We start from the raw sequence: 23,069 nt of genomic DNA, 5'->3' as shown, positions 1-23,069 counted from the left end.
AACGCTGTGTTCGCCTGTTAACGATCGTCGGCTGCCCGTTCGAGCGCGCTCGTCATGACTGACGCTTTTTCCAGCAGGACCCGCGCTTCGCGCAGGCGGCTTTCGCCGTCGTCCACACGGGTCGCTCCTTCACGCAGGCAAAGCAGCGAGCTTATCCGATCGGCGATTTTCGCCAGATCGTCGCGAATTCGGTCGAAAACTTCGTTTCCTTTATCGCCGGGGGCCAGCGCATCAATGGCGTGGGCGATCAGGGTTTGGGCGCGGATGGCATGAACGAACAGTCTTTCGAAGCGTGCCACGGCTTCCAGCGGTTCCTCGTCCGGCCTGAATTCAACCGCCAGGGCCAGCCACCGCAATTGCTCATAAACCTCGGCGACAGCGGGATTGTCTGTTGCCGCAATGTCGAATTCGTATGACTTTTCCGGCATGAGCGTCTTCCTTACCCGCCAAATCGAGGGGCGATAGAGTCGTTCCGTTCGGTCTCAAATGAGGAAAACTGGTCCGGCGACCAATCAAAATCATAGATCATGCGTTTGTCTTGCCTGCGGGAGGCCGCCTTGGCCAGGGCATCGCGGGAATCGTAGGTCTGTCGGCTCACCATGAGGCTGACCTGCTCGGTGTGCCGCGACACGCCGACGAGATAATGGGCCGCGTCCACCGGTCCGGTGACTGCCAGCACCGCGCGTTCGACCTTCATTCCCTGTGCCGATTTCAAATCCAGGGCATACCCATAGGAAACAGGCAGGGCGGCGCTTCGGCCGTCCTTTCCGGAGAGGGGGATGAGACGACGTTTTCCCCCCTCGGTTTCAACTTCCAGGTTGTTCGCGGTGATGCTTTTGACCGTGGCCGAAATACCGGCCGGAAGACGCGTTTCCCGTCCGCCCGGCTTCGTTGCCTCGATCTCTCCCGTCAATATCAAGCATTCGCCCGGTGCCACAGCCAACTCTCCATGGCGCTCCTGACCGTTGACGACCTCCACGCTTCGAAGCGTCCGCCCCTCGCCAATCGCTCCCCGCTCGATCAACGCGGTCCGGATCACCCGATTGGCTTCGGCCGCCGAGTCCTTGTCAACCGTCAGGACGAGGGAGGATGCTCCGTCCTGGCGGTTCCGGCAATAGACTTCGGCCGACGCGGCATATGTCCTGGCGTTGTCCACGCAAAAACTCAATTCGTCGTGATCATCGAAATATTGGATGGATTTGTCGCCTTGCCCCATCCAGGCGGCCCGCACGGCGCTCTGGTCTCCCGGGTGCCGTTGGCGATAGATGTTCGTCAGCACGACCGGCTTGGGTATGCCAGGTTCTTTCGACAAGAGGTCGAGGGTCGGCCGCAGCGGTTCTCCGGCCCTGGGAGCGGGGATTTGCTTGGGGTCTCCCGCCATGATGAGTGTGATGCCGTGTACGTCGGCCTGTGTGACGATTTCCGTCAAGCGCAAGGTCCCCTCCATGCCGGCCTCGTCGAACAACAAGACGCTGCGGTCGGGGATTTCCCCTCGGGCAATGGCATCGGCCAACCGGTCGCTTCGGAACCCGGTGATATCGCCGACCGCCGCCGCCAGGCTTTCGGTCGCCTTGTCGGTCGGGGCGGTGGCGAAAACCTTCCGTCCATGCTCGATGTGAGTTTGCGCAACGGCTCGCAGGATGTCGCTTTTCCCACCGCCGGGAGGGCCGACCAGAATCTTCAGTTCGCCCGGTCCAAGCAGATAGCGCAACGCGGCGATCTGGGTGGCATCGCAGGACCTTCCACGATCTTCGCATTGCTTTTTGAAGGCGTGGGCGCTGTTTTCTATTTGGTGGGCTGGTAATCCGCCGCCGCTGGTGGCCATCCGCCTGACCGTTTCGAAATAGTGCCGCTCAGTGGTTACCATTTCGGGCGTGGTGAAATATGGCGTTGCGCTTCCATTGCGGGTGAACCGCGGAAGATTTGCCGTCAAGGTATCGGCCAACTGCCTTGCCGTCGCGTCGAGGGGCAGGGACACGGCAGCGCTTCCGAATTCGGCCATCAGCTTTTTCTTGATCGCCATCTGCAGTTCGTCACGCGTGAACAAGGTCAGTTCTTCGGCCAGGCGATTGACCAGTCGCGAAGCGATCGTGTTGCTCTCGATGTCGGCCAACGTCCTCATGAGGAAAGTTCTCCGCAATACGTTATGACGATGTTCATGCGACGGCTTCGTCTGGCGACTTTGGACAACGCTGCGTTCGCCGCCGCATTCGTCCGGTCTCCGACGGAGGAGCACACTCTGACTTCCTTGCAAAGCCCGATGGAAGGATCAAGCTTGCTCAATAAATGGTGTAACATAACTTAAATACGCTATCAAAGTGATTTGTGACGGCGCCTGCCAGCGTTTTTGGCCATTGGCGACGACGCGCGACATGCTTCTCCGTCCCCCATTAACCGGCCCGTTTCCGATGAGGGGGGGCGTGATACTTGCGACGATCGGGGACTCGGCGTCATTTGTTCCAATGCGCAAATCATAACTGTGGTCTTTTCGAGTAGAATGCGTGCTTCGCGCAAGCGCGCTTCCCCATCGACGACTTCGAAGGTTCCCTCGCTCAGGCAAAAAAGCGTGCTCAGTCGGTCTGTGGTCTGATCCAGATCGTTGCGGATGTGGGCCGTGGCGGTATCCATCGCGGCCGAGGGGGCCAGATTGTCGAGGGCGCAGGCAATCAGCGTTCGGCTGCGAAGGGACTGAAGGAACAATCTTTCAAAACGGTGTGCCGTTTCCCGGGGAGTTTCATCCGGGCGATATTCGGCTCTCATCTCCAGCCAGCGTAAATGTTCATAAACCTCGGCGACAACCGGATTGTCGGTCGCGGCGATATCGAAGACGTGGGTTGGGTTCGGCATGAATGACCCCCTCAAGCATCTTTGCGCGGATCCACCTACAGGCGGTTTTGTGAGGACGGTCCGCTCAGACGGAATTGGAATTTTGTACAGTGATAATAGCACATTATATATATAATACGCAATTAAATGGAGCGTCCAAGCCTCAATCTTAATGCAAAGCCCGATAATGACGATCATTTCGGGTGAACCTGTATCGATCGTTGACAAGACGTCTGGTGGCAGAATATGGTGAAACGTAACGTTAAAACACCATTAAAAATAGGATTGTCGCATGGCCCAATTTCCGCAGACCGCTCTCTATATCGGCGATCTCAGGGCGCTGGGGGAGCGGGATCGCGGTATCCTCGACGCGGCGGGGATTTCGCTCGCTCAGGCACGGGGGGCACAGGTTGTCGATGCCCAGTATGCCAAGGTGCTTCTGCCGGCACCGATCGTGGTTGTCGAAAATCCGGACAACAGCCCGGACCCTCTGCTGCTCGCCTCGTTATTCGTCCAGCAGCAGATCGATCCGGAAAACCGCAGGCATGTCATCATCCATGGCCGTGACGGCGGCGCCGACAAGTTCATGGCGATGGTCGACGATTTTTCGCGGCGCGGGTTCATCCGGGACGATCTCTCCGCGCTTATTTCCGTGACCACCACAGACCAGGAATTCGCGGCGTCGGTCAAACAGGGTCTGGACAAAATCCGGAGCGGACAAATCAAGGCCAATCCCATGCCGCCGGCCGTCAGCCTGGATGGCGGGGGCGCCGGGCAAGATGTTTCCAGGCGTGTCGCGCAATTGGTCGCCGGAGTCAATCGGCAGGGGGCGACCCGCATGGGTGGTCACCCTCCGGATGTGCTGGTCGGCGTCATGTGTTCGGCCCAGACGAACGATCCGCGCGATCTCGAATCATCGAGGCGTCTCGCCCAATTGATCCAGCAGGCCTTTCTCGAAAGCGGCGTCAAGGGCGGCCTGATTTTCGGCGCCAGCAACGTTGGGAAGATGAAGGCGATTTCGGACGAGGCCGTTCGGTTGGGCATGCCCGTCTATGGAGTGGAAACCAAGGAATTGGTGGCTCTTCCATCTCCGGGCCGCAAGGCGGCGGAACAGTTCGACGTGGAGGGCGCCAAGAAGCTCGATTACTTGGCCATCCATCCGAACATCTTCAGTCGCATGCGCGAGATCTGGGAAAAGAACGCCTATGTTTTCATCGACACCGGCGGTGTCGGCACGGTCCAGGAACTGATGGTCTATACAACACTCAACCGCGCCTTTCCTGACCAGGCGAAACCGATCGTCGTGATCAACGAAAATGGGCATTTCGACAAGACGCTGGCTTGGTTGAGCGAGGCTGGCACGGCCCCTGGCCGCGATTTCCAGGTGGCGGAGAGCAAGGAAGAGGCCGTGGCCGGTTTCAAGGGATTCCTTCTCGAAAGAAAAATGGCGAAGTCGGCCAAGGCCGAAGACGAAGAAGAAGAGGATTACGTCCCCAACTTCGGTCTTTCTTGAGGCGCGAGGCGATTTGTCCCGCCTGTCGGAAATAGACGGTTCTAACAATAGGTCGGAAATGCAAGCTTTCCCATTCTCGGACGCGAGCGATGTACCGTTCGAGCGAATCAAGCTGTACATCTTTGATATCGACAATACCTGTATTGAGCTTTTCAGCCAGTGGGGACGAATTTCACGTGAGCTGTTGAACGAGACCGGCCGGATATTCGGCGTTGAGCAGAAGGCGTTACTGGATGGCATTTCCATCGCCGACCCGTCGATTCAGCGGGTTCACCATTTCCCTTTAGCCCTTCAAGCAGCCCTTGAGCGAAACAACAACTGGAGCCGGGCGAGTGAAAAAGACCGTCAGGCATTCATGGCCGCCACTCACAAGTGGTATGTGAGCCGCGACGCCGGTGCCAATCTGTTTCCAAACGTCCTTGGGACGTGGCGCTCGTTAAGGGCGTCGGGGCGGGCGATCGCCATTCATACCGATGGAACGGTGCTTAATGCGCTGGCGCGTTTCAAAGCTGCGGGGGTGCCGGTCGAACTGATCGATCGCCTTTATGCCCAACCGGATGCGAAATTGGGTGACCGTGCCGCTTTGCAAGCCTATCTCCGAAAGTCGTCCGATCCCTATTTCCATGCCTTCGCCGGAAAGGTGGTGCCCCTGGCGCCGCGATCGCAGAAACACACCGACGCCAATAATACGGCCTTGATCCTGAAGGATTTCGGAGTGGCCCCCGATCGGGCGATGATGGTCGACGACAATATTTGCGGGGCGATTACGGCAAGCCATGCCGGAGTACTTTTCGCCTGGCAGGAGCAAGGCTCGCGCATCGATTCGCAGGCCATCGCCCTGATCAAGGCGATTCGCGATCAAACGCGTCTGGGGCATGAGGATGTTGCCGCTGATCTCGTTCGTTTCGGAGCCACGCGCGACGGTTTCCGGATGATACGTCTGCCCAATGGCTTTGCCGATCTGATGAAAATGATCCATTCGCCGAAGCATAAAAAGATCGAGGGTGAAAAGCCGAAAGAAGAGGATGAGCCTCTGGCTGACGATTTAGAAGATGCCGACGAGCAGCCGGAATTCGAGTTGGACGAAAAGTCGGGCGTCGAGCCGGAAACGGAATCGATGTTCGGTGCCGAGGCCGAGGCCGCCGTCTCACAGGCGCCCGTGCCCGCGTTCGCGCGAAAATGAACTTGGAGAACGAACGATGATCAAGGCGGAAGAATTCGCTGGGGCGGACAAGGACATGGCCTTCGAGGAGGCGCTGCTTTACGCCCCGGAGCGCGATGGAATTCTTTTGGGTATTTTCGGGACCATGCCGGATTATGCGGACGCCAGACTGGAACAACTCTGGCAGGAGACAAACCTGCGTCCGCTTGCCGAAGTCGTCGCCTACTGCCACCGACACGGCATCGATATCGTCAAGGAAGATGGCCGGCCCGTCGCCTGCTACCTCGATATCGCGGCCATGCTCCGGGCGATCGACGTCGATATCCTGAATGTCCGGTTGGCGGAAGGATCGCGGCCGCAATGACGTTTCCCATCAACCCCGCTCTTGAAAGGCTTGCCATGTCGGATACAGAAAAGCTGACCTGGGACGACGTCGAGCAACTATGCCGACGGCTGTTTGCACAATATCCGGACATGGATCCGCTCGACCTGCCGGATGACGAAGTCGCGCGGATGATCGCGGCATTGCCTGAGTTCGCCGATGGACAACATCCGAAATCGGGAACAACTCTCGACGCGGTGCGCAGCACCTGGACCGAATTCTACGAAGGGCATATTTGATGGCGAACCGTCCGACCCAGATCCAGCGCACTCCCAACGCGCTTCCGGCGCGAGACGATGGCATCGTGTTCACATCGCTTTGTGGAAGCAATCCCAAGGACATCGGCGGGAATTGCCTGTTGGTCGATCTCTATGGAACCAAGAGCGACGGCACGTCCGAACATGCCCGTATCCTTATCGACAATGGCAAATATGGATTCAACGCCAACGCTGACATCCGTTACCGGAAAGGCAACGGAAAGTCCGTCGAAGGCGAGGTGGAGGGGGCGTTCGTCGACATCAGGCCTTGGCTTGTCGACCCGAAAACCGGTGTGACGCCGAGCGGAGAGCCCAAGATCGACGCCATCCTGATCACCCACGCTCATCAGGATCATCTTCCCGGTCCGGCCTATCTGGCCAAAATGATGCAAGTCGAGCACCAGGATTTGGTGATCCCCCCCATCTACAGCTCCAGTTACACGGCCGAGCAAATGAAGGAGTTGTCAGTCTTCAAGCGGCTTCCCGAAGAACTGCGCGATGCCGTGACGCCGGTCGTCGTTAAACCCGGTTCCGCAATACCGGACTTGGGTGAAAGCATTTCGGTCAAGATGCAGCCGGTCAATCACACGCCGGGTGCGAGACGAGTCCTGATGTCCACCCCGGCGGGCTCGTGGCTGCATACCGCCGATACCAAAAGCGATCCGACCCAGCCGTTCCGGGAGCCGGGTGCCACCATGTCCTTCGGCGGCATCCCGGATCTCAAGGTGATCTCGGCCGATTCGACATCGGCCGGCAAGACGGGACCCCAGCCGAGCGAGACCGATATCGGCCGGACGTTGTCCAGGATCATCAAGGACAATGGGGATAAGACTGTGGTCGTCGGTGTGCTGGGAACCAACATGGGGCGGGTCGCCACGGTTGTCCGCGCCGCCCTGAGCGAGGGACGGACACCCGTGCTCGATGGCTCGTCCTTGCGAACGAACGCCAAATCCGTCGAGAACGCGGGGTGGTCTTGGGAGGAAACCTGTGGAATCGAGCGTCGCGATATTCCGGATCGGCGCCGTGTGCAGGCCCTGCTCGATGACGGAAGCCTGAAACTTTCCGATCTGGTGGTGATCACCACCGGCTCCTTCGCCCAGCCGAACACCGGGCTCGATCTGATTGCGTCGGGTCGACATCCTTTCGTGACGGCCGGCGCGGATGTGGTCGTCGTGAACTCCCAGGGAAAGATTCCCAACGTCGTCGAATCCGTAACCGCGATGGAATCGAAGATCGCGGCCGCCGGCGCCCTGATGATCAATCCGGAGAAGTCCGTGAAGCTGGGATACGGACCGTTGCACCGTTCCGGCCATTATGGCGAAGAGGAGTTGAAGGCTGCCGCCGGCGATATGGATCCCGACGTGCGCGAGCAGGTCACTTTCGTGCCCGTGCATGGAGGGCCCGACCTGATCGCCAAGAATGTCGAAGCCGCCCATGTGGCCGGGTTCAAGAACATCCTCGATCTGCCGGTCAATGGTGTCGAAATCACCATGGACCGCGACGGTGTTCGGGAATCCGGAGAACCTCATCTGCCCAACATGTTCGTTGCGGTGCAGACGTCGCAGGATTGGCGCTATCCGCGGTGGGATTTCGTGCCCCTGAAAGCGGTGCCGTCTCTGGCCGAATCCCTGACTCCCGTGGATCCGGAACCCGAAGCATCCTTGGCTCTTGGTCGCTAGAAAGGTGAACTTAGGTGTCAAAATACCAATATGAAGAGCCAGGCCAGGACGTCCGAGGCCTGCCGGGGATTCCGACCGAGGATTTTCTCTATGAGCGCCGATCGAAAGTCGAGCATGACAGGCTGCGTCAGGCGTTCTCGAAGGGGGTCAAACGGGAGTTTCGCCGCTATCTGGCCGAGGAATGTCGGGATGAGTTGCAGGCGGCCGGCTTCAGTGACGGCGAGATCGAAACATTTGCCTCCGGCAAGTCGGTGAAGGGCTTCAACATACACCACGTCCATCCGCTGGACGATTCAGGGACGAACGATTTCAGCAACCTTGTCCTGATGGACATGTGGAGCCACTCTCAGTTGCACCGCACTCTCGATCCGCTATTGGTTAATCGACGATCGGCCGAGGTACCGCTTCCAGTTCCTCCTGGCCATGTCTATGTCCATCCCAGCATCGCACGGGAACGTCTTGATGCTCTGGGAATGACACTGGAGACGGTAGTTCCGTCGGACGGCGCTCCGGCGGAAGAGGACGCCATGGGTATGGGGTATTCGCGATGACGGCTGTCGATTATCTGAAAAGGGCGAACGCCTCCCTGTTCTCGCCGAGTCCTGTCAGGGACATGGTGTTGGACCGCCTGGAAATGCAAGGCGCGGTTACCCTGCCGCAGGACTACCGGTCATTCCTGGCGGCGAGTGATGGCGCGATGTTCGGGGAGGGGATGCTTTATGGGTGCGAGGCTCATGTCGATCCGGAAAGCCGGGTTCCGCTGATCTGCCTCTCCGAGGGCAATCCCACCCGCCGGGTGCGGCGTCATGTCGCCGTTCTCGGCGAATTCCAGGAGGATCTGATCATTTTCGATGGCGCTGTCAGCGCTTTCGCCTTGGCCAATCGCGTCGATCATGAAGCATTCGAATCGGCGGCAAGCTTGATCGATCTTCTGAAGATGATGGAAATCTGACGAAAGGAGGTCCCCAAGTGATTCGTGGATTGTTCTGGGATGCGGATGACAGATTCCAGAAGCTGTCCTCAGGCGAACAAAATGACGTCAAGAGACTGCTTGCCGTCATCGGACCGATCTTTCGTGGAGCCTCGAACTGCGTCTATCTGTCATTGGACACCGGGGCGGACGATAGGGAGCGTCTGGCCGCTTATGAGCACGCTCATCCGGGCGAGTTGGCGATCTGTCCGTTGGAACGGGGTGAGGTAGCCGGCTTGGGCCGAAGCGCCGCGCAAACCGTCTGGCCGGCATTGTTGTGGGCGCACGTCGGCAAGCTTATCGTCGGCGACGCCTGGGCGAAAAATCCTCAAACGGTCGAGGAAGTGGTTCAAGGCGTGATGATCGCGGCGGGGGTGCGCAACCGGCCGGCTCCGCTGAGCATCCTCAAGGCTTCGGGGCCTGAGGACTTGGCGAGCGGTGAAGGTGGCGTCCGTCTGCCCCTGGACGTCATCGCGCAAAACCTCTCGGAAGTGTACAGAGAATTGCGCGCGGCCGGCGATCCCGCCGGCCCCCAGGCGACGGCTCTGGCTCGACTGTTCCATATGCACGAGCTGATCCAACGCCAGCGTCCCGATCCCTATTTCGGCAAAGTACCGGCCCTGCGTTACGACGTTTTGCGCATGAAGGCTTTGTCGAACAAGGTGAAGCCTCGGCTCGCCACGGAATCCATTGATGAAATCCAGGAGGACGATCTCGATGAATTTTTCGGGGAGCTGTCCTTCGAGCCGGAATTCGACGCGGAAGGCGAGACCTGCGAACTCTCCATGGCCATGTGAGTGACAGCGGTGGGGATGGTCATGTTCAGCGGCATGTTGACCGAGGCGGTTCTTGATGTCCGTGGTATGGGCCACCGGGCGCATCTCATTATCGGCATCACCTTGGGGGGCGTCGAAATCCGTGTTCCGTTCGAAAAGCGCGATGCGTTCGTCTCGGCGCTCAACGTCTTGCGGGTCGCTCCCGGTTTTTCCGAAGAGAGGTTCGAGGCGCTTTTGAGCGACCCCAAACCCGGTACTTACAACCTCATTCAGTGCGAAAGTGATCATCCGAATGGCGACGACGCCCGAACATGACGCAAACCGTCGGCCAAGTGTCGCCGGCAACCAGGACGTCACCTTGTATTTGGCGGAAGGCAGCCGCGAGAATTGCGAAAGGTTATCCGAATTCGTCGCCGAATTTCTGGAAAGCGACGGAATTTTTCTGGCGGCAGGCTGGGATATCCGGCGGGGGAGCTGGATTGCCACGGCCGCTTTGAAGCTGGTGGAGATCTTGACGCCGGGGGTAATGGAGCGGACTTATCAACATGTTCTGGACCTGTTCGCCGGAGATGACAAAAATTCCGCCACCCGCAATGCGCAGATGCTGAACAAGCTTGCTCCAATGCTGGCCGAGGGCGGCAAGGTGGTGTTGGATCTGGGGCGGACCCTGGTCGTCTCGGAGCGTCAGCCGAACGGAAAGCTCAACATAGTGGTCAAACAACTGAGCGAATCCGATCGCGACACCATCAATCGGAATCCCCAATATCTGCGCTCTCCCAGTTTGCTTCTGGCCAAACTGGGGCAGGATGCCCGTGTCCGCCATAACAGGTCGCACCAACCGTTGGACGTAACGGAGTTCGAGGCCGATCTGGCTCGTGAGGAGGGCCGTGGTGTTCTTCTGGAAAAGTTGGTCGCGGTCCAAAGGAAAAACGAAAAACTCGAAGAGGATTTGGTTGGATGTCCCGAGGAACCAGAAGCGGTGCCGCCTTCTCCCTCGATGTGAGAAATAATTTTCTCGGATTATTAAAACTCTGCGTGAATTGAAAGCGCTGAAAAACTGAGAACGCCACAAAAAGCAGCGCTTTCCATTCACATGTGGCCGAAAGAGTGCTTCAGTTTGAAACAGAAGCACTCTCGTGGCGGCATAAAATTGCCTGCGGAACGGGCCTGGAGGCCGAAAAATGAATCCGGGGGGACCGGCTCGATCAGTCGGAGCCGTCGTCACCGTCGTCGGCATTGGCGCTCTCTTGAGCCGGGTGCCTTGGCGCCACCAGATCCTTGTGCCAATTGCCTTCGGCCCACAGATCGTCGATACCGCGGGCCTTGGCCTCCTCTTCCACCAGCCCGATCCATTCCTTCCAGAAAGTCTCGGGATTCCGGTTGATCTGCTCCTGCGCGATGGTCAGCAGGCGGTTAAGGACCGGAGGAACCTTTCCATTGTCGCGTGTCCAGCGATAGCCCGCGGACATTTCCCTTCCGAAGCTCAACCCGAAATCCTTTTTCGAAACCGGGCCGTTCAGCGGGGCATCTTCTCCAAGCGGGTCAGTCGCCAATATTTCGTTGATGCTGTCTCTAACGAATGCGGGCGTCGGGGATTGGTGAATCGGACAGGTTTCCGGATGGGCCAGCCACCAACGGGCCAGCAAGGCGACGGCAGGATCCCGGACGGGATTGTCGGCGGCCTTTTTTATCTTGCCCCAGTGGGGCATGGAAAATCCGAAAAGGAAGGTCAGATCGGTGACGCTCAGGCCCAGAATCTTGCGCAAGTCCTCGAGATCGTTTCCCGTGATCGGGCCGCGGCGTGGCATGCGACTCTCCTGTTCTAAAAATTGTCAAAGTGCGATATGGTCGCCAGTGACTTGCCATATATCGTATAAGATATACCATGCGCAACATGGAGGAGCGACTCGGGATATCGGTGGTCCTTACGGGAAGCGGTTGTTTGCGTTGGCTATTCTCGATGGGAGGTGGGTTGGACGGGCAAGAAGGGGAGTGATCGGAAGTGTCGACAATCAGTCTGACGAGCTATTTTCTCTGCTCATATGACGCCCCTCCGGAAACCGTCGTTCTCGAGAATGTCGGACTGCCACCAGGGATGCCGTCGGCGGCCAACGGCCTGACCATGTTGTTCGGGTTTCGTGACGCGGTCAGCGAATTGCAGCGTCAGTGGAAGACCGCCCGGGAGAAGGACATCCGACTCGTCAGCGTCAATATCCAGGTCGATGTCGGAGAAATGCACCGGTTGCGTTTGGGGCCGGCGGACACGCCGCGGTTCAAGTTCCTCTATCTTGACAGGCTGGGGCAGCAGACTTTCGCCGAAATGAACCGTTCTTTGCAGCGGATCAGCACCGAAGCCGACGGCGAATGGGATTCGCCATTTGTCCCGGCGGGTTTCGTGACGAAACGACCGGATATGGTTGGTCGCATGATCGACGATCTGCGAACCACGATCTTTTCCTCGCTCGAACTGGTGGTCTATCGCATAGACGATCCCGCGACCGGGCCGAGGCAGGTGGCAACCCTGTTTTCCACGAAATCGGTCACGGCCGTCGAGGTGCAAGGCGTTCCCACCAAGGTTTTGTTTCCCGAGCATCTGCAACTGCGGAATTGAGCCCATTATTTCAACGCAGGAAGATGCCGACGTCGGTTGCGCCGTCGGCACTCTTGGGAATTCCCGTCTGCATTTTCGGACCATCGGCCGACGACCAGAGAAACACCGGTGTCGCGGCCAGGCCGTAGTGACTGGCAAACAAATGGTTGTCATTGATGATGCCGCGGACGGCGTCGGTGGCGTTGGAGGACGACGGTTGAGTGCGGATGCCGTCCTCGCTCAGTGCCCAGGCTTTGGCGGGGGATGGCGCGGAAAGGATGGCGGTCAGAGCCGCCATGCTTTCGTCGCCATGAATGAATGCGACCGGAATAACGCGGAGTTCGATCTTCTTGTCCGTCGCCAGGCTTATTACTTGCGGCCAAACCGTTCGGCAGAAGATGCACTCGGGATCCGCCATCATATAGATGACCGGCGCTCCGCTCGGTCCGTAGGAAAGCCAGTGCGTTCCCGCCGCGGCCCTTAATATCTCGTCGATATTGGCCGGCTTGACGGCCGCTGGAGCGGCCGCGCTGCCGTTGGTCGCCGCCGCTGCCGTCGGCATGGACGGCAGGTGTATTTGTCCGGCATTGGCGGCTTTGGCGAGAAACTCTCCGGTAAGATCGCGCCCGCTATCGTCGAACAATATGCCGGAAACCGCTCGATGTCCGTCCGGAAGGACTGTGAAATACTGCATCTGTCCTTCACGTTCACCCATCCACACCGAGATATCTCCGTTCTTGCCGAGAAGATTGAGGGAGACACCTTTTTTCTTTAAGAAGGCGATGATCGGGACATCTGGGGTGACATCTGTCGCCGCGATGGCCGCCTCGGCGAAAGCCAGCAAGAAAGATAATGCTGTGGCGACCGGTAAAATGCGCCGAACGGGAGGAAACATGAAGGCCTCGCCTCATAAATGGCATATTAGAGATATAATACACCATAAAATAGACGCAGCAAGCTTCCTTTAAGTCGGAAGGGGGCTCCCATTTAAGGTGAATACAATATATTATACGCCATAATTTAGATGGAAGAATCAGAATGACGGACATCACAGCGCGCCTCACTCCCGCTACCGCGTCCGCGCCGTCGCCTGTTATCGATCAGGAGGCCATGTCTCGTTGGCGCGACCACAATGCCGACGAGACTTGCGCAATTGCCCGCCGTTTCGGACTGTCCATCTGCCGGGCCTTTCTGCCACAGGGGCCGGCCGGCGATCTCCAGGCATCGTTTTTGACGGGGGTTTTCAATCGCGCTTCGGACGCGGCGACGATGGGGGGGCGCACCTTGGCGGCGGTGACCCAGGCCTGGTTAGAAGTACAACAGGGAATGGCGGCCAATCCCAATGTCGACGCCCGTCTCACCGAGGCGATGTCCACGGCCGATCCTCGGGCGCGCATGCAGGCAGATCGGACGTTGTCGGCGGACATGAATTCACGTCCCATCCCCGTTCCAGCGCCGGGCGCTTACGGCAACTTGCGCTGATTGGGACAGAACGGCCTTCCTCATGGGCCGGGCGGGAGGTTCCGGGCTGTTTCTCGGGGCTTAAAAGGCCGAGTTCTAGAGCGTCGGAGCGACTGCCAGGAATGCCTCGACTATCCTTGGGTCGAAATGTCGGCCGGATTCTCTGACGATCAAATCGATCGCCTCTCCCGTGGTCCAGATCCGCTTGTATTGGCGAGGTGAAATCAAGGCATCGTAAACGTCTGCCACGGCGACGATCCGGGCCGAGAGCGGAATACGGTCTCCTGTCAGCCCGCGGGGATAGCCGCTTCCATCCCATTTCTCATGGTGCCCGCCAGCGACCTCCACGGCGGTCTGCAGATAGGAGGGGGCCGCCATGGCGCACGTGGCTTCACTCAAAATGACTTCTCCAATCAGCGCGTGGGTCCGCATGATAAGCAATTCGGCGCTGGTCAACCGTCCGGGTTTGTTGAGAACGCGGTCAGGGATGCCAACCTTGCCCACGTCATGCAGCATGCTGGCAAGGCCAATCAATTCGGACAGTCGGTTTTCTATTATTTCCGGGAAAATACACTTTTGCGTCAGGCGGTCGGTAATGGCTTGCGATATCGCCTCGATTCGCCGGAGGTGATCTCCGGTTACCTGGTCCTTGTATTCCGTGATATGGGCGAAGGAATAGGCGATTCCCCGTTGCGCGCCTTTCAGATTCCGGCGAAGCCGGATCATGTCGATGGTCACGGCGATCTGACGGCAAAGCAGGTCGACGAGGATGGGGTCGCACGCTCCGAAGGAGATGATGCCATCGACATAAAGGAAGCCGGGCGGATGGTTGCGGTGGCGGATGTGCAGCACCGCGCGATGTCCCGCCCGCATGTCGTTTTGATCGGCTTGGGCCTTTGCGATCCACATGCCGGCCGGCACGGGACCGACCATCCTTCCTATGGTTCTGCCACGCTGGTCGGCGTAGGTTCCGGCGGCGGCGATCACCATCAGTTCCTGCCGATCCGGCAGTGGTTCGCACAGAAGCATTCCACCTTGATGGGGGATCAAAAATTGCACCAAGGGCGGTAGGCAGTCGGCGAATTGCGTCAACGAATCGGCCGCGAAAAGGCGTGTTGAACCACCCACGGCCGCTTCGACGCATCTGCGGGTGTTTTCGGCGACCTCCATATCCCGATATCCTCGCAGGGCGGTGGTCATGATGACCGCCAGCCGTCTTCCGGACAGGTCGCTCGGGGTAACGATGTCATTGATTTCGCTTTGGGAGGCGATTCTCCAATCGATGGATTCTCCAGCTTCCAGGATGAGGCGGACCCGTTCGTTTCCAAGATCGCGTCTGATCCAATCGACCAGAGGATTATTCGGTCTTCCAGCATTGTCGGAGTTTCCAAGAAGAGCCACGGCGATGTCGGGAACCTGTCGAAGGATATGTTCCGCTTCTCGCCTGGAGCCGGCCTCGAATGGATGGAGGGGGCGCCCGTCGAACGTCAGCGCCTGCAACCGCTCGACAACGCCCGCCCGCCACTCATCGCGGCCGTCGGAAATCAGGACTGCCCATGGCCGCTGTCGTCCGACGGCGGCCATGGGCCTGGTTTCATCAGGGCGGCGAAAAAATGGATTTCCGTCGGAGGAGGAGGAGCGGCGCACCGAGTTGCCTATCCGGATAAGGGGTGACCAACCGATCTTTGTATAGTGGGCAAAGCAATTCCGTCGATCAATAAAAATGGTGCATAAAAAGTTTATTCACCATTTTTCGAGGTAACATTGACGATGGTGGTGTTACGGTGTATTAAATATAAAATTTACCATTTTCAATATGCAGTCGAGAGCCGCGCAACCCGTATGATGATCGCAATTATCAATAACAAAGGCGGTACCGGCAAAACGACGACCTGTGTCAACCTGGCTGTCGGCCTTGCCGGGCGTGGCCATCGGGTGCTGGTCGTCGATCTCGACTCGCAGGCGTCCGCATCACTTGCCCTGGGGGTGCAGGACGATGCCTTGTCGCCGTCCATCTGCAGAGCGCTTTTCGATGGGACGCCCGTGAAGGATGTCATTCGTTCCGGCATCCAACCCGGTGTCGATCTCATCACTGCGGAGATGAATCTTTCCAATGCGGATCTGCTGTTGGCCAAGGCGGCGGGCCGCGAGCGGCGCTTGAACGACCTGCTGGCGCCGGTACGGGACGCTTACGACTATATCCTGTGCGATTGCGCATCGGCGTTGTCCTTGGTGCCGATCAACGCGCTGGTCGCCGCCGACTGTTGCCTGGCCTGTCTAACGCCCGAGCATTTGGCCCACGAAGGGTTGCGCATGCTGGCGCGTGCCATCGCCAGGTTGCGGATCAACATGGGAATTGACGTTCAGTGGTTGGGAATCCTGTTCACCATGGTCAATCCCCGCCTGCGGCATTCCTCGTCGGTAATGGCGAAGGTGCGCGAGGATTTCGGACGCAACGTCCTGACGACGGAAATTCGCCGAGACGTCAAACTGGCCGAGGCTCCGTTCTTCGGCCGCTCGATCTTCCACCATGCTCCGGCTTCAAAAGGAGCGAAGTGGTATGGCAACCTCGTCGACGAAGTCATCGAGCGGTGTCGAAACATTCCGCTTAAAGGGCGCCTGCCGGCTTGTTGACCCTGTTCGGGCCTCCGGCTGAGGCAAAACCGGCTCGATCGGCGGGCGCGTTCAATTGAGGCCTGCACGACGCTGATAGCGCAGCCTGCGATATGTCATACACGGCTACGCGTCAACGATGGCGCGGGCGCCCAATGCGCCAGCCAAGTTTCGATGAGTCATCCTCATCGAAACTTGGTATCAGATGTACCCGGGGGGCTTCATCTCGACTGAAGTTCCCCAGGTGCGGAAATGAAAAAGCTCTAGCCGGCATTGCCGGTTCCCGCCGGGGTCTGTTTGTAGATCGGGCTCATGAACAGCACGCCGATTGGAAAATTGGCTTTCACCTCGTAGATCGGATTGAGATTGTTGAATTGGCGATTGAGTTCGGTGGTCAGTCCCTGGCCGGCGCCCGCCATCCCGGCTTCGATCGCCGCCTTATTGGTGGCGGTTCCCGTCGTCGTGACGGTTCCCGTCGCCGTCGTCGTCGTCGTCGAGTTCGATCGCAGAAAATATTGCCCCGCCGTGGTCAGGAAATCGGCGGCGATCGCCAACGCCCGCTCGGGATAGCGGCGGTCGATATCCGAGCGCACGCCGACGCGGGCACTTTCGACGTCGACCGCGACGGCGTTGATCTGGACCTTCTTGCCCTCGAAGCTCATCTGATTGAAAACGAGGACGTAAGCCTCGTTGCCTTGTTGGACGGTTCCGAGAATTCTCGCTCCCTGCAGCGGGCCAGACAGGACATCGGCGACGATCGGGCCGGTCGGATCGGTGGAGATGGCGCCGGTCACCGTCGTGCCGAAGAAAATATCTCCGGCATGGACCAGTTCATCTTTCAAAGCGTCCGTCTGTTGCGACGATTGGGCTTTCTGTCGTGCCGGCTGCGTCTGGGCCTGCTGCTGGGACCCTTGCCCCAATGGGGAGATCGCCGTCGTCTGCGATGTCGATTCCTGCCGTGTGAAGACCACCTGCTGTCCTGGGGAGTTTTTCCAGGACCCGACCATTTCCTGCAATTGGTGACGCATCGCGTCCTGCATCTTGCGGCGATGTTCATCGACGCCGGCATTGGCGGAAGTTCCCACCTGGGTATTGATCGCAGGGGGAGCGTCGGTTTTGGTCGGACGTACCGGGGGCGCGACCTGGGGCGGCTGAACGACGTTCGGATTGATGGTGGCCAAGGCGCTTTTGCCGTTCTGCTCGGCGACGAACGCTCTTTGGGCATCGGCATTGACGACGGATGCCTGATAGTCCGGGCTTGCCGAGGAATGGGTCCCGCCCGGTGTCGTGTTCATTGCCGGCGGTTGGGGGATCTGGCTTGGCAGCTTGGACCCCTTGCCCATCTGGGACGAAACGACGACCCCGAACACGATGACGATCAGGCCACCCAGAAAGATGATCCTCCGCTTTCCGGGGTCGGAAAAGGCGTGACCAAGACGCTTGCCGAAGGAGGCCTTGGCCTCGGGGCGGCCGGTGCGTTCCTCGGGTTCGACGGTCAGGCCGTCATGCATCAAATCGTTTTCGTCCATTTGCCGCGCTCAACGTTCACTGTGCATGGAGTTAGCTGTGCATGGGCTGGGGGGGCGTCGTCTCCGACGCAGCAACAGGGGGATGGTCGATCATGGCCTCCTGGCGGCGCCGCTCGGCCAGCTTTTCGGCAACGGTACTGGACCCGAGGTGCTGGTCCGCGACGGTGTGATCCCCGTCTGGTTCTGTCCGCGCTATGACCGCGGCGCCGCGGTGGTGCCTGGCTTGGGAATGTTGTGCGCCGGTCGAATTCTGGGCAACGCTTGTGGGAGCGTGGTGGTGCCTGGCGAGGGCGTGAGGCGCTGCGGTCGGCGCCAACTCGGGAAACGTTTGAGCCACCAATCGGTTGGCGTGTTCGAAGCGGTTGCTGAAGCGTTGGCTCAGCTCGGCATAGCTGACCGCTGTCCCGTCCTTGTGGAAAAACACGTCATGATTGGCCTTGGCCGCCTTCGGAAAAAGCTCTGCCGGAGACGCGTCCGGGGTGAGATCCCGCTGATGGATGAAACGGGCGGCATCCGCCGATCCCAGAAAATGAGCTAGATATATTTCACCCTGGGTCGGGGCGCGGTGCAGCGCGGATTTAAGGTTGGTGCGGTTTTCCTGGAACAGCTCCCCGGCCATCAGGGCATTCAGTTTGGGGTCCTGGCGTATGGCCAGAATGGCGGCCCGGTCTTTTTGATCCTGGGGCACAAATCCACCATGCCGGGTTTCCTTCAACCGGGCGACGGTATCGTTCAGCCCATGTTTTCGTCCGTAGGTGGCGAGCATGGCGAACCAGCCCTGGTCGGTGAACTGGAAAAGCCCCGTGGCGCTGCTGCTGTTGCAGTGAGCATTGGCCTGAAAACAGCTTTCGGCGCCGGCCACGACGGTCAGCCAGGCCAGCGAGGCTCCGGTGGTGCGCGAGGCATTCACCAGAGCCGAGCGGACTTCGGTGGAAGGAAGGACACGTGTCTGGGGCATGATCAGCGCGCTGGCCCCAATCCTTCGACGGGGGCTCCCAATTTTGCTTTACGGAACTGAGGGGCGTTGCGCATTTCCGCGGCGGCGGAAACCAAACGGAGCAGACTTTCGAGGGGCGAATCTTTCGTCGCGGCGGGCAGCGAAACCGTTGCAATGCCGAAGGATCCCGCCTCGGCGAAAATGTCCGAGGCCAGGCCGAGATCGCGTAAAATCCCAGTCATATCCTCTTTGAGCTCTGCCAATTGTTGCTTGTGCAGGTTGCGATAGACCCCGTCGACCATCGGGAGATCGGGCACCCTGGCTTCGGCGAAATTCTTGTCGATCCGTGCGCTGGCGCCGCTGCCGAGACACTCGGTTTTGATATCGGCCGCGAGAATGTCGATGCTGTCCACCTCACGACGGTCCTGCAGGCGTGTCAAATAGGTCGGCATGGCCACGGCGCGGCCATGCCGCTGCAATTGGTTGTCGCGAACGGCGATAAGGCGATCGATCTCGTCGATACTGAAGGCCGACATCGCGCCGTTCCATAAATCGCGGGTTCGCATCTCCATCCGTTCGGTCAGCGCGAGGACCTGGTCGATGCGCTGCATCTCGTCGGCCATTTTTGCGCTGAACTGGCCGCAGGCGGCTTTCGCCTCTTCGGTCGAGATGACGTCTCCGTCGACCCGGACGCCCTTCAATCGGGCGACCGCCAAGCGCCGATAAACTTCCGAGGGTTCGGGCGTCGCGTTCATGATCGGCGTCACCGCGTCGGCGTGGCTTGGCTTGCCGGAGCGAGGGCCGGCGTGATGTCGCTGGTCGAGGATCCCCGCATGTTATCGATTTGACCGGCATAGAGATTGGCCAGGACCACACCGACCTTTTCCTCAAAGCGGAAGCGATGCCAATCGAGGTACAGTTGAAGCGCCTGCATATAGAGAGCTTCGTTCTGTTTCTGCTCGCCGCTCATGCCGACCACCTGCGCGTACCAGTCGAGATTTTCGAACCGCCCCTTCACGGCCGCATCCATCATCTGGTTCCAGCTCATCGAGTCGGATCCCGGGGGCTGGAGCGGCAGAACCTGACGCATGCTGGCGTCGAATACTTTTGCCTGATTGGAGAGCACGTCGACCGGGACCGCCATGGCGAGACTCATCCGGCTGGCTCTGGAATTGCGGGCTTCCTGAAACTCGTTCGGTTCGCTCGTGCTGCGTTGCGGCGGCGGAGGAACGGGATCGAAGGAATGAGCCATGAACAATTCGCCCAGGGTCTGGGTGCGGCTCGACGAGTCGATTTTCAACGAATAGGGCGAGTCGATGGCCGTGTCGGTAAAGAGGGTGTCGGCGTCGACATCGGTCACCGTTCCCAGGGTCGTCGCGGCGCTGCTGGAGGACGAGGTCGGCGCGGTGGTGGACAGGGTCTGGGGATTGGCCGCCAATTGCTTGTGAACCTGGACCTTGTCCGAGACGCTGGCCGCCTGGCCGTTGGCGGCGGCCGAACCTGTGCCTCCACGCGAAAGATTGGCGTGCGCGGTCGCGATGGCGACGGCCTGTTGCCGAATGGGGGTTTCGCCCTGCGTCAGATTGGTTCCCGGGCCGATATACTGGCAGGCCGAAGTGTCTCCGAAGGTATCGTTGAGCGACTGTCGGCGCCATTGTTCGTCGTTGTAGATTTGCGTATTGAGCGTCGTCGTCTGAGCCTGAAGCACGGCGTCCTGGACCTGAATGGATGCCTGGAGCAACTGCTCGAAATGCGCATCGCTGTCCGAGGCGGCTGCCGCCAGGGCGGTGACGACGGCTGTGAATCCCGCCGAAACGGCAGAGGTAAGTGCCGAAAAGCCAGAGGTGACGGCGCTCAAGACCGAGGCGTCTTCAACGGCCCATTGGGCTTTGGCGGGAGCGGTCGCGGCCATCAGCGAGGCGAACGCGACGGTGACGCAAAGACTGCTTCGCCGCAACAGGGGAAACCTACGCATCGGGCCGGTCCTTCAGACTATTTATGGCGAACAATATATTAGATACACCGTTTTTTCAAGTGGCGGCTTGTTCTTTTCGCCGGTGGGCGACCGTTCGACCGTGCCCATGCGGCGCGGGCGCCCGCAGGGACGGGCCGGAGTGATACCCGGCGACATCGGCTTGACCTCCTTTCACGTAATTCCGCTATCAAACAATCTACGGCGTTTGATCTTCGGGATGGCCGACCGCCACGATCCGGCCGCATGGCACCGCAGCAACCGGATGGCGGACGGAAGATTGAGGCCGTGACGCTCGACGACGATGAGAACGGTCAGGACCACCAACAGCAAGATGAACGTCATCTTGTTGATGCAAAAAAGGAATGTCACCACGACCCAGATGAGCCGGGCGTCAAGCCCGAACAGGCGCGCCGGGCGCATGCTGTCACGCCACGCCATCGCCCGATCCTTCGCTGGTGATGCCGAGAGTCCGGGCGTGGTCGGGCGCGTAACCAGTGAAGGTGTCCGCGCTGATGCGGCCGGCGCGCCATTGCCGTTCGATGGCGACGGCCATCGGCTGGCCGCGGCTCTTCAGCGTGTCCGCGGCGATCGCCGGCCAGTCCTGAAGCGGGCGTCGCAGGAAGCTTTGGCGAACCTCCTCGCTGAACACCAGAAATTCGCGAACCGCGCAGCGCCGGCCATCGACGGTTGGCAGCAGAAGTTGCGTCACGATCAGACGCAGCACCTGCATGATGGCGATGGCACGGCCGCCGGCATCGCCCCCGCCGCCTTCCAGCAAGCCCAGGATACGCTGGATGCTGGCCTCCACTCCGATGGTGTGCAGGGTGGTATAGACCGCATGGCCGGTATTGGCGGCGTCGATACAGGCGCTCATCGTCTCGGTATCGCGGCATTCGCCGACTTCGATGATGTCCGGATTGCATCGCATCGCATTGCGCACTCCGGCGGAGAAACTGGGCAGATGCCAAGGAATTTCCCATTGCGAAACGAGAGCGGCGGATCGTTGGACGCGGTCATAGACGAATTCGATGGGGGCCTCGATGGTGACGACCTTTCGGTTGCTGTCCGGGGCGCCGATCATGTCGGCGAGGACCGCGGCCAACAGTGTGGATTTTCCCGATCCGGTTGGACCGGTGACCATGACGAGCCCCTGGCGCGGACAGAAGGACTCGCGGATGGCCTCTTCGGGATCGAGCGCGGACAATTGCGGTGGGCGATCGGGAAGCGTTCGCAGGGTGAATTGACGTCCGTCCGAACCGCCGACCAGACAGGAACTGGCATTGACGCGGAATCGGCAGCGGCGGACCTTGCCTCCGGATTCGCGCCGCTGGATGTCGTAAGCGGTATCGATCGGACGCCCGCTTTGCAGAACGCCATCGGCCTCCAGGCCCCGACCCAGGCGGCTGATGATCGACACCATCTCGGGTCCCGACATCGGTCGGCCGGTCGCGGCGATCATGCGGCCGTGATGGCGCAACCAGATGGGTTCGCCGGTCTGCAGATTGATGTCCGAGACGCCGTTAGCCGCCGCCCAGAGCAGGAAATCGTCGAACGCGGAGGCGTTCCAAACGGGCGGCTCCGCCTCGTAGGCAAGTGTTTGGGGGGCGGTATCGCCGGGAACGGCGGGGGCTTCGGGCATCAGGGTTGATCCAGGATGATGGGCGACCATTCCCCGGTTTTCGGATTGAGCTGGGCCGGGGCGGTGATACGAACGATGCGTTCGCCGATATGCAGAGTGTCGCCCCCGCCAGTGACCCCGCGTTCGCGCTGGTCGATGTAAAGATCGTGGATCATGCCCTGCGCCACCAGACGATGGTAAAGAGCCATTCCCACCATGTCGCGGGTTAAGCGGTCGGTATTGACCCGGAAAATGTCGTTGGCCTGACGGACGCCGATTTCCCAGCCGCCGGCGACCCACTTGCTCCAGGCGGCCTTTTCCTCATCGGTCTGGGGCATCAGTTCGTTCCTTGGAATTTCCGGGGCCGGCCAATAGCGCACGAGATAAACCCGCCAGTTGGGGATGATCGGCGAAATATGGGCGGGCCGGACGATGCGCAGCACCTTCTTGCTGGCCTTCATGTCGGTTCCGTCGCCCGAAACGCTCATCGCCTGGTCGCCATCTTCGACGACCGGAGGAATGACCGAGCCGCCTTCGGGGAGAGGAATGACCAGCGGGGCGAAATTATAGATACCCGACAATCGGTTGGTCTGGCGCTCCAGTTCCTTGTTGATTTCCCATGTGCGCCGGGCCAGTCCGCCGCGGATGCCGTAACTCGCCGCCGCCATCCTCATGCCTTCCAGTTTTTGTTCCGGAATGCCGGACGGCTCAGAACCGCTGCCGCGGCGGACTGGCCCGGCGCACATGGGAAATCAACAAGGAACTGGAGCGCCAGACCAAC

The 23,069-nt window shown here is 59.7% G+C and carries 26 protein-coding genes; 13 read left to right on the top strand and 13 right to left on the bottom strand.

Going from position 1 to position 23,069, the window contains the following annotated elements; genetic code table 11:
• Positions 1-17: 17 nt before the first annotated feature.
• The 3 genes from CWS72_RS23990 to CWS72_RS23980 form a co-directional block, all read right to left on the bottom strand.
• On the bottom strand, positions 18-428 hold the full coding sequence (locus tag CWS72_RS23990; RefSeq protein ID WP_101253192.1) for a hypothetical protein: 411 nt from the start codon (positions 426-428) through the stop codon (positions 18-20).
• 11 nt (positions 429-439) lie between these two features.
• Complete coding sequence (locus CWS72_RS23985) at positions 440-2,122, bottom strand: AAA family ATPase (RefSeq protein WP_101253191.1); 1,683 nt, start codon at positions 2,120-2,122, stop codon at positions 440-442.
• Between the two features lie 191 nt (positions 2,123-2,313).
• Positions 2,314-2,847, bottom strand: coding sequence for a hypothetical protein (locus CWS72_RS23980; RefSeq protein WP_101253190.1), 534 nt, complete (start codon positions 2,845-2,847; stop codon positions 2,314-2,316).
• Between the two features lie 271 nt (positions 2,848-3,118).
• Between CWS72_RS23980 and CWS72_RS23975 the strand changes: the two genes are divergently transcribed.
• From CWS72_RS23975 to CWS72_RS23930, 10 genes are read left to right on the top strand one after another with little or no spacing between them, the layout of a single operon-like run.
• Positions 3,119-4,339: an LOG family protein gene (locus CWS72_RS23975; RefSeq protein ID WP_101253189.1), complete on the top strand. Its 1,221-nt coding sequence runs from the start codon at positions 3,119-3,121 to the stop codon at positions 4,337-4,339.
• Positions 4,340-4,352: 13 nt separating this feature from the next.
• Positions 4,353-5,522 (top strand): HAD family hydrolase, encoded by a 1,170-nt coding sequence (locus CWS72_RS23970; RefSeq protein ID WP_158240802.1) that lies wholly within the window; start codon positions 4,353-4,355, stop codon positions 5,520-5,522.
• A 16-nt stretch (positions 5,523-5,538) separates the two neighbouring features.
• The gene (locus CWS72_RS23965) at positions 5,539-5,865 is read left to right on the top strand and encodes a hypothetical protein (RefSeq protein WP_101253187.1); all 327 of its coding nucleotides are present in this window, start codon (positions 5,539-5,541) and stop codon (positions 5,863-5,865) included.
• Entirely contained in the window at positions 5,862-6,122 is a 261-nt protein-coding gene (locus CWS72_RS23960) for a Fe-S cluster assembly protein IscX (protein ID WP_101253186.1), read from the top strand. Before CWS72_RS23965 ends, CWS72_RS23960 begins: the two co-directional genes overlap by 4 nt.
• Complete coding sequence (locus tag CWS72_RS23955) at positions 6,122-7,819, top strand: MBL fold metallo-hydrolase (RefSeq protein ID WP_101253185.1); 1,698 nt, start codon at positions 6,122-6,124, stop codon at positions 7,817-7,819. Before CWS72_RS23960 ends, CWS72_RS23955 begins: the two co-directional genes overlap by 1 nt.
• Positions 7,820-7,833: 14 nt before the next feature.
• Positions 7,834-8,370, top strand: a complete 537-nt coding sequence (locus CWS72_RS23950) for an HNH endonuclease signature motif containing protein (RefSeq protein WP_101253184.1) — start codon at positions 7,834-7,836, stop codon at positions 8,368-8,370.
• Positions 8,367-8,771, top strand: coding sequence for an SMI1/KNR4 family protein (locus CWS72_RS23945; RefSeq protein WP_101253183.1), 405 nt, complete (start codon positions 8,367-8,369; stop codon positions 8,769-8,771). The genes CWS72_RS23950 and CWS72_RS23945 overlap by 4 nt, the downstream gene beginning before the upstream one ends.
• A 17-nt stretch (positions 8,772-8,788) precedes the next feature.
• Entirely contained in the window at positions 8,789-9,586 is a 798-nt protein-coding gene (locus tag CWS72_RS23940; RefSeq protein ID WP_146002857.1) for a hypothetical protein, read from the top strand.
• Between the two features lie 21 nt (positions 9,587-9,607).
• Complete coding sequence (locus CWS72_RS23935) at positions 9,608-9,880, top strand: hypothetical protein (RefSeq protein ID WP_146002856.1); 273 nt, start codon at positions 9,608-9,610, stop codon at positions 9,878-9,880.
• Positions 9,858-10,568, top strand: coding sequence for a hypothetical protein (locus CWS72_RS23930; RefSeq protein WP_101253180.1), 711 nt, complete (start codon positions 9,858-9,860; stop codon positions 10,566-10,568). The genes CWS72_RS23935 and CWS72_RS23930 overlap by 23 nt, the downstream gene beginning before the upstream one ends.
• 202 nt (positions 10,569-10,770) lie before the next feature.
• Here CWS72_RS23930 and CWS72_RS23925 read toward each other — a convergent pair whose 3' ends face one another.
• The gene (locus tag CWS72_RS23925; RefSeq protein ID WP_101253179.1) at positions 10,771-11,373 is read right to left on the bottom strand and encodes a hypothetical protein; all 603 of its coding nucleotides are present in this window, start codon (positions 11,371-11,373) and stop codon (positions 10,771-10,773) included.
• Positions 11,374-11,567: 194 nt separating this feature from the next.
• Between CWS72_RS23925 and CWS72_RS23920 the strand changes: the two genes are divergently transcribed.
• Positions 11,568-12,176 carry a hypothetical protein gene (locus CWS72_RS23920; protein ID WP_146002855.1) on the top strand — a complete coding sequence of 203 codons (609 nt, stop codon included), beginning with the start codon at positions 11,568-11,570 and terminating at the stop codon, positions 12,174-12,176.
• 10 nt (positions 12,177-12,186) lie between these two features.
• Here the strand turns inward: CWS72_RS23920 and CWS72_RS23915 are convergent, their stop codons facing one another.
• Complete coding sequence (locus tag CWS72_RS23915) at positions 12,187-13,050, bottom strand: thioredoxin fold domain-containing protein (RefSeq protein ID WP_101253177.1); 864 nt, start codon at positions 13,048-13,050, stop codon at positions 12,187-12,189.
• 143 nt (positions 13,051-13,193) lie between these two features.
• On the opposite strand from CWS72_RS23915, the gene CWS72_RS23910 reads away from it, so the two are divergent.
• Positions 13,194-13,637, top strand: coding sequence for a hypothetical protein (locus tag CWS72_RS23910; protein ID WP_101253176.1), 444 nt, complete (start codon positions 13,194-13,196; stop codon positions 13,635-13,637).
• 75 nt (positions 13,638-13,712) lie between these two features.
• On the opposite strand, the gene CWS72_RS23905 is transcribed toward CWS72_RS23910, so the two are convergent.
• Positions 13,713-15,200: an HD domain-containing phosphohydrolase gene (locus tag CWS72_RS23905; protein WP_101253175.1), complete on the bottom strand. Its 1,488-nt coding sequence runs from the start codon at positions 15,198-15,200 to the stop codon at positions 13,713-13,715.
• Between the two features lie 258 nt (positions 15,201-15,458).
• Here CWS72_RS23905 and CWS72_RS23900 point away from each other — a divergent pair, with 258 nt between their 5' ends.
• Complete coding sequence (locus tag CWS72_RS23900) at positions 15,459-16,250, top strand: ParA family protein (RefSeq protein ID WP_158240801.1); 792 nt, start codon at positions 15,459-15,461, stop codon at positions 16,248-16,250.
• A 242-nt stretch (positions 16,251-16,492) separates the two neighbouring features.
• Here CWS72_RS23900 and CWS72_RS23895 read toward each other — a convergent pair whose 3' ends face one another.
• The 7 genes from CWS72_RS23895 to CWS72_RS23865 form a co-directional block, all read right to left on the bottom strand.
• Positions 16,493-17,758 (bottom strand): DotG/IcmE/VirB10 family type IV secretion system protein, encoded by a 1,266-nt coding sequence (locus tag CWS72_RS23895; protein ID WP_101253173.1) that lies wholly within the window; start codon positions 17,756-17,758, stop codon positions 16,493-16,495.
• A gap of 31 nt (positions 17,759-17,789) precedes the next feature.
• Positions 17,790-18,716: a lysozyme family protein gene (locus tag CWS72_RS23890; RefSeq protein WP_101253172.1), complete on the bottom strand. Its 927-nt coding sequence runs from the start codon at positions 18,714-18,716 to the stop codon at positions 17,790-17,792.
• Positions 18,717-18,718: 2 nt separating this feature from the next.
• Positions 18,719-19,450, bottom strand: coding sequence for a hypothetical protein (locus tag CWS72_RS23885; protein WP_146002854.1), 732 nt, complete (start codon positions 19,448-19,450; stop codon positions 18,719-18,721).
• Positions 19,451-19,458: 8 nt separating this feature from the next.
• On the bottom strand, positions 19,459-20,670 hold the full coding sequence (locus tag CWS72_RS23880) for a hypothetical protein (RefSeq protein ID WP_101253170.1): 1,212 nt from the start codon (positions 20,668-20,670) through the stop codon (positions 19,459-19,461).
• Between the two features lie 171 nt (positions 20,671-20,841).
• Positions 20,842-21,108 carry an IcmT/TraK family protein gene (gene icmT / locus CWS72_RS23875; protein WP_101253169.1) on the bottom strand — a complete coding sequence of 89 codons (267 nt, stop codon included), beginning with the start codon at positions 21,106-21,108 and terminating at the stop codon, positions 20,842-20,844.
• Positions 21,095-22,309: an ATPase, T2SS/T4P/T4SS family gene (locus tag CWS72_RS23870; protein WP_101253168.1), complete on the bottom strand. Its 1,215-nt coding sequence runs from the start codon at positions 22,307-22,309 to the stop codon at positions 21,095-21,097. Before CWS72_RS23870 ends, icmT begins: the two co-directional genes overlap by 14 nt.
• Positions 22,309-22,956: a type IV secretory system conjugative DNA transfer family protein gene (locus CWS72_RS23865; protein WP_206747708.1), complete on the bottom strand. Its 648-nt coding sequence runs from the start codon at positions 22,954-22,956 to the stop codon at positions 22,309-22,311. Before CWS72_RS23865 ends, CWS72_RS23870 begins: the two co-directional genes overlap by 1 nt.
• Positions 22,957-23,069 lie beyond the last annotated feature (113 nt).

The sequence above is a fragment of the Telmatospirillum siberiense genome, from assembly GCF_002845745.1.
Lineage (GTDB): Bacteria > Pseudomonadota > Alphaproteobacteria > Rhodospirillales > Magnetospirillaceae > Telmatospirillum > Telmatospirillum siberiense.
The sequence above is the reverse complement of the archived record's forward strand: the minus strand, read 5'-3'. Positions and strand labels throughout refer to the sequence as shown.

Bases quoted from the DNA above. Each gene is read 5' to 3' on its own strand.
- CWS72_RS23990 (WP_101253192.1), bottom strand. From the start codon at position 428: ATGCCGGAAAAGTCATACGAATTCGACATTGCGGCAACAGACAATCCC.
- CWS72_RS23985 (WP_101253191.1), bottom strand. From the start codon at position 2,122: ATGAGGACGTTGGCCGACATCGAGAGCAACACGATCGCTTCGCGACTG.
- CWS72_RS23980 (WP_101253190.1), bottom strand. From the start codon at position 2,847: ATGCCGAACCCAACCCACGTCTTCGATATCGCCGCGACCGACAATCCG.
- CWS72_RS23975 (WP_101253189.1), top strand. From the start codon at position 3,119: ATGGCCCAATTTCCGCAGACCGCTCTCTATATCGGCGATCTCAGGGCG.
- CWS72_RS23965 (WP_101253187.1), top strand. From the start codon at position 5,539: ATGATCAAGGCGGAAGAATTCGCTGGGGCGGACAAGGACATGGCCTTC.
- CWS72_RS23960 (WP_101253186.1), top strand. From the start codon at position 5,862: ATGACGTTTCCCATCAACCCCGCTCTTGAAAGGCTTGCCATGTCGGAT.
- CWS72_RS23955 (WP_101253185.1), top strand. From the start codon at position 6,122: ATGGCGAACCGTCCGACCCAGATCCAGCGCACTCCCAACGCGCTTCCG.
- CWS72_RS23945 (WP_101253183.1), top strand. From the start codon at position 8,367: ATGACGGCTGTCGATTATCTGAAAAGGGCGAACGCCTCCCTGTTCTCG.
- CWS72_RS23935 (WP_146002856.1), top strand. From the start codon at position 9,608: ATGTTCAGCGGCATGTTGACCGAGGCGGTTCTTGATGTCCGTGGTATG.
- CWS72_RS23930 (WP_101253180.1), top strand. From the start codon at position 9,858: ATGGCGACGACGCCCGAACATGACGCAAACCGTCGGCCAAGTGTCGCC.
- CWS72_RS23925 (WP_101253179.1), bottom strand. From the start codon at position 11,373: ATGCCACGCCGCGGCCCGATCACGGGAAACGATCTCGAGGACTTGCGC.
- CWS72_RS23915 (WP_101253177.1), bottom strand. From the start codon at position 13,050: ATGTTTCCTCCCGTTCGGCGCATTTTACCGGTCGCCACAGCATTATCT.
- CWS72_RS23910 (WP_101253176.1), top strand. From the start codon at position 13,194: ATGACGGACATCACAGCGCGCCTCACTCCCGCTACCGCGTCCGCGCCG.
- CWS72_RS23905 (WP_101253175.1), bottom strand. From the start codon at position 15,200: ATGGCCGCCGTCGGACGACAGCGGCCATGGGCAGTCCTGATTTCCGAC.
- CWS72_RS23900 (WP_158240801.1), top strand. From the start codon at position 15,459: ATGATGATCGCAATTATCAATAACAAAGGCGGTACCGGCAAAACGACG.
- CWS72_RS23895 (WP_101253173.1), bottom strand. From the start codon at position 17,758: ATGGACGAAAACGATTTGATGCATGACGGCCTGACCGTCGAACCCGAG.
- CWS72_RS23890 (WP_101253172.1), bottom strand. From the start codon at position 18,716: ATGCCCCAGACACGTGTCCTTCCTTCCACCGAAGTCCGCTCGGCTCTG.
- CWS72_RS23885 (WP_146002854.1), bottom strand. From the start codon at position 19,450: ATGAACGCGACGCCCGAACCCTCGGAAGTTTATCGGCGCTTGGCGGTC.
- CWS72_RS23880 (WP_101253170.1), bottom strand. From the start codon at position 20,670: ATGCGTAGGTTTCCCCTGTTGCGGCGAAGCAGTCTTTGCGTCACCGTC.
- icmT (WP_101253169.1), bottom strand. From the start codon at position 21,108: ATGGCGTGGCGTGACAGCATGCGCCCGGCGCGCCTGTTCGGGCTTGAC.
- CWS72_RS23870 (WP_101253168.1), bottom strand. From the start codon at position 22,309: ATGCCCGAAGCCCCCGCCGTTCCCGGCGATACCGCCCCCCAAACACTT.
- CWS72_RS23865 (WP_206747708.1), bottom strand. From the start codon at position 22,956: ATGGCGGCGGCGAGTTACGGCATCCGCGGCGGACTGGCCCGGCGCACA.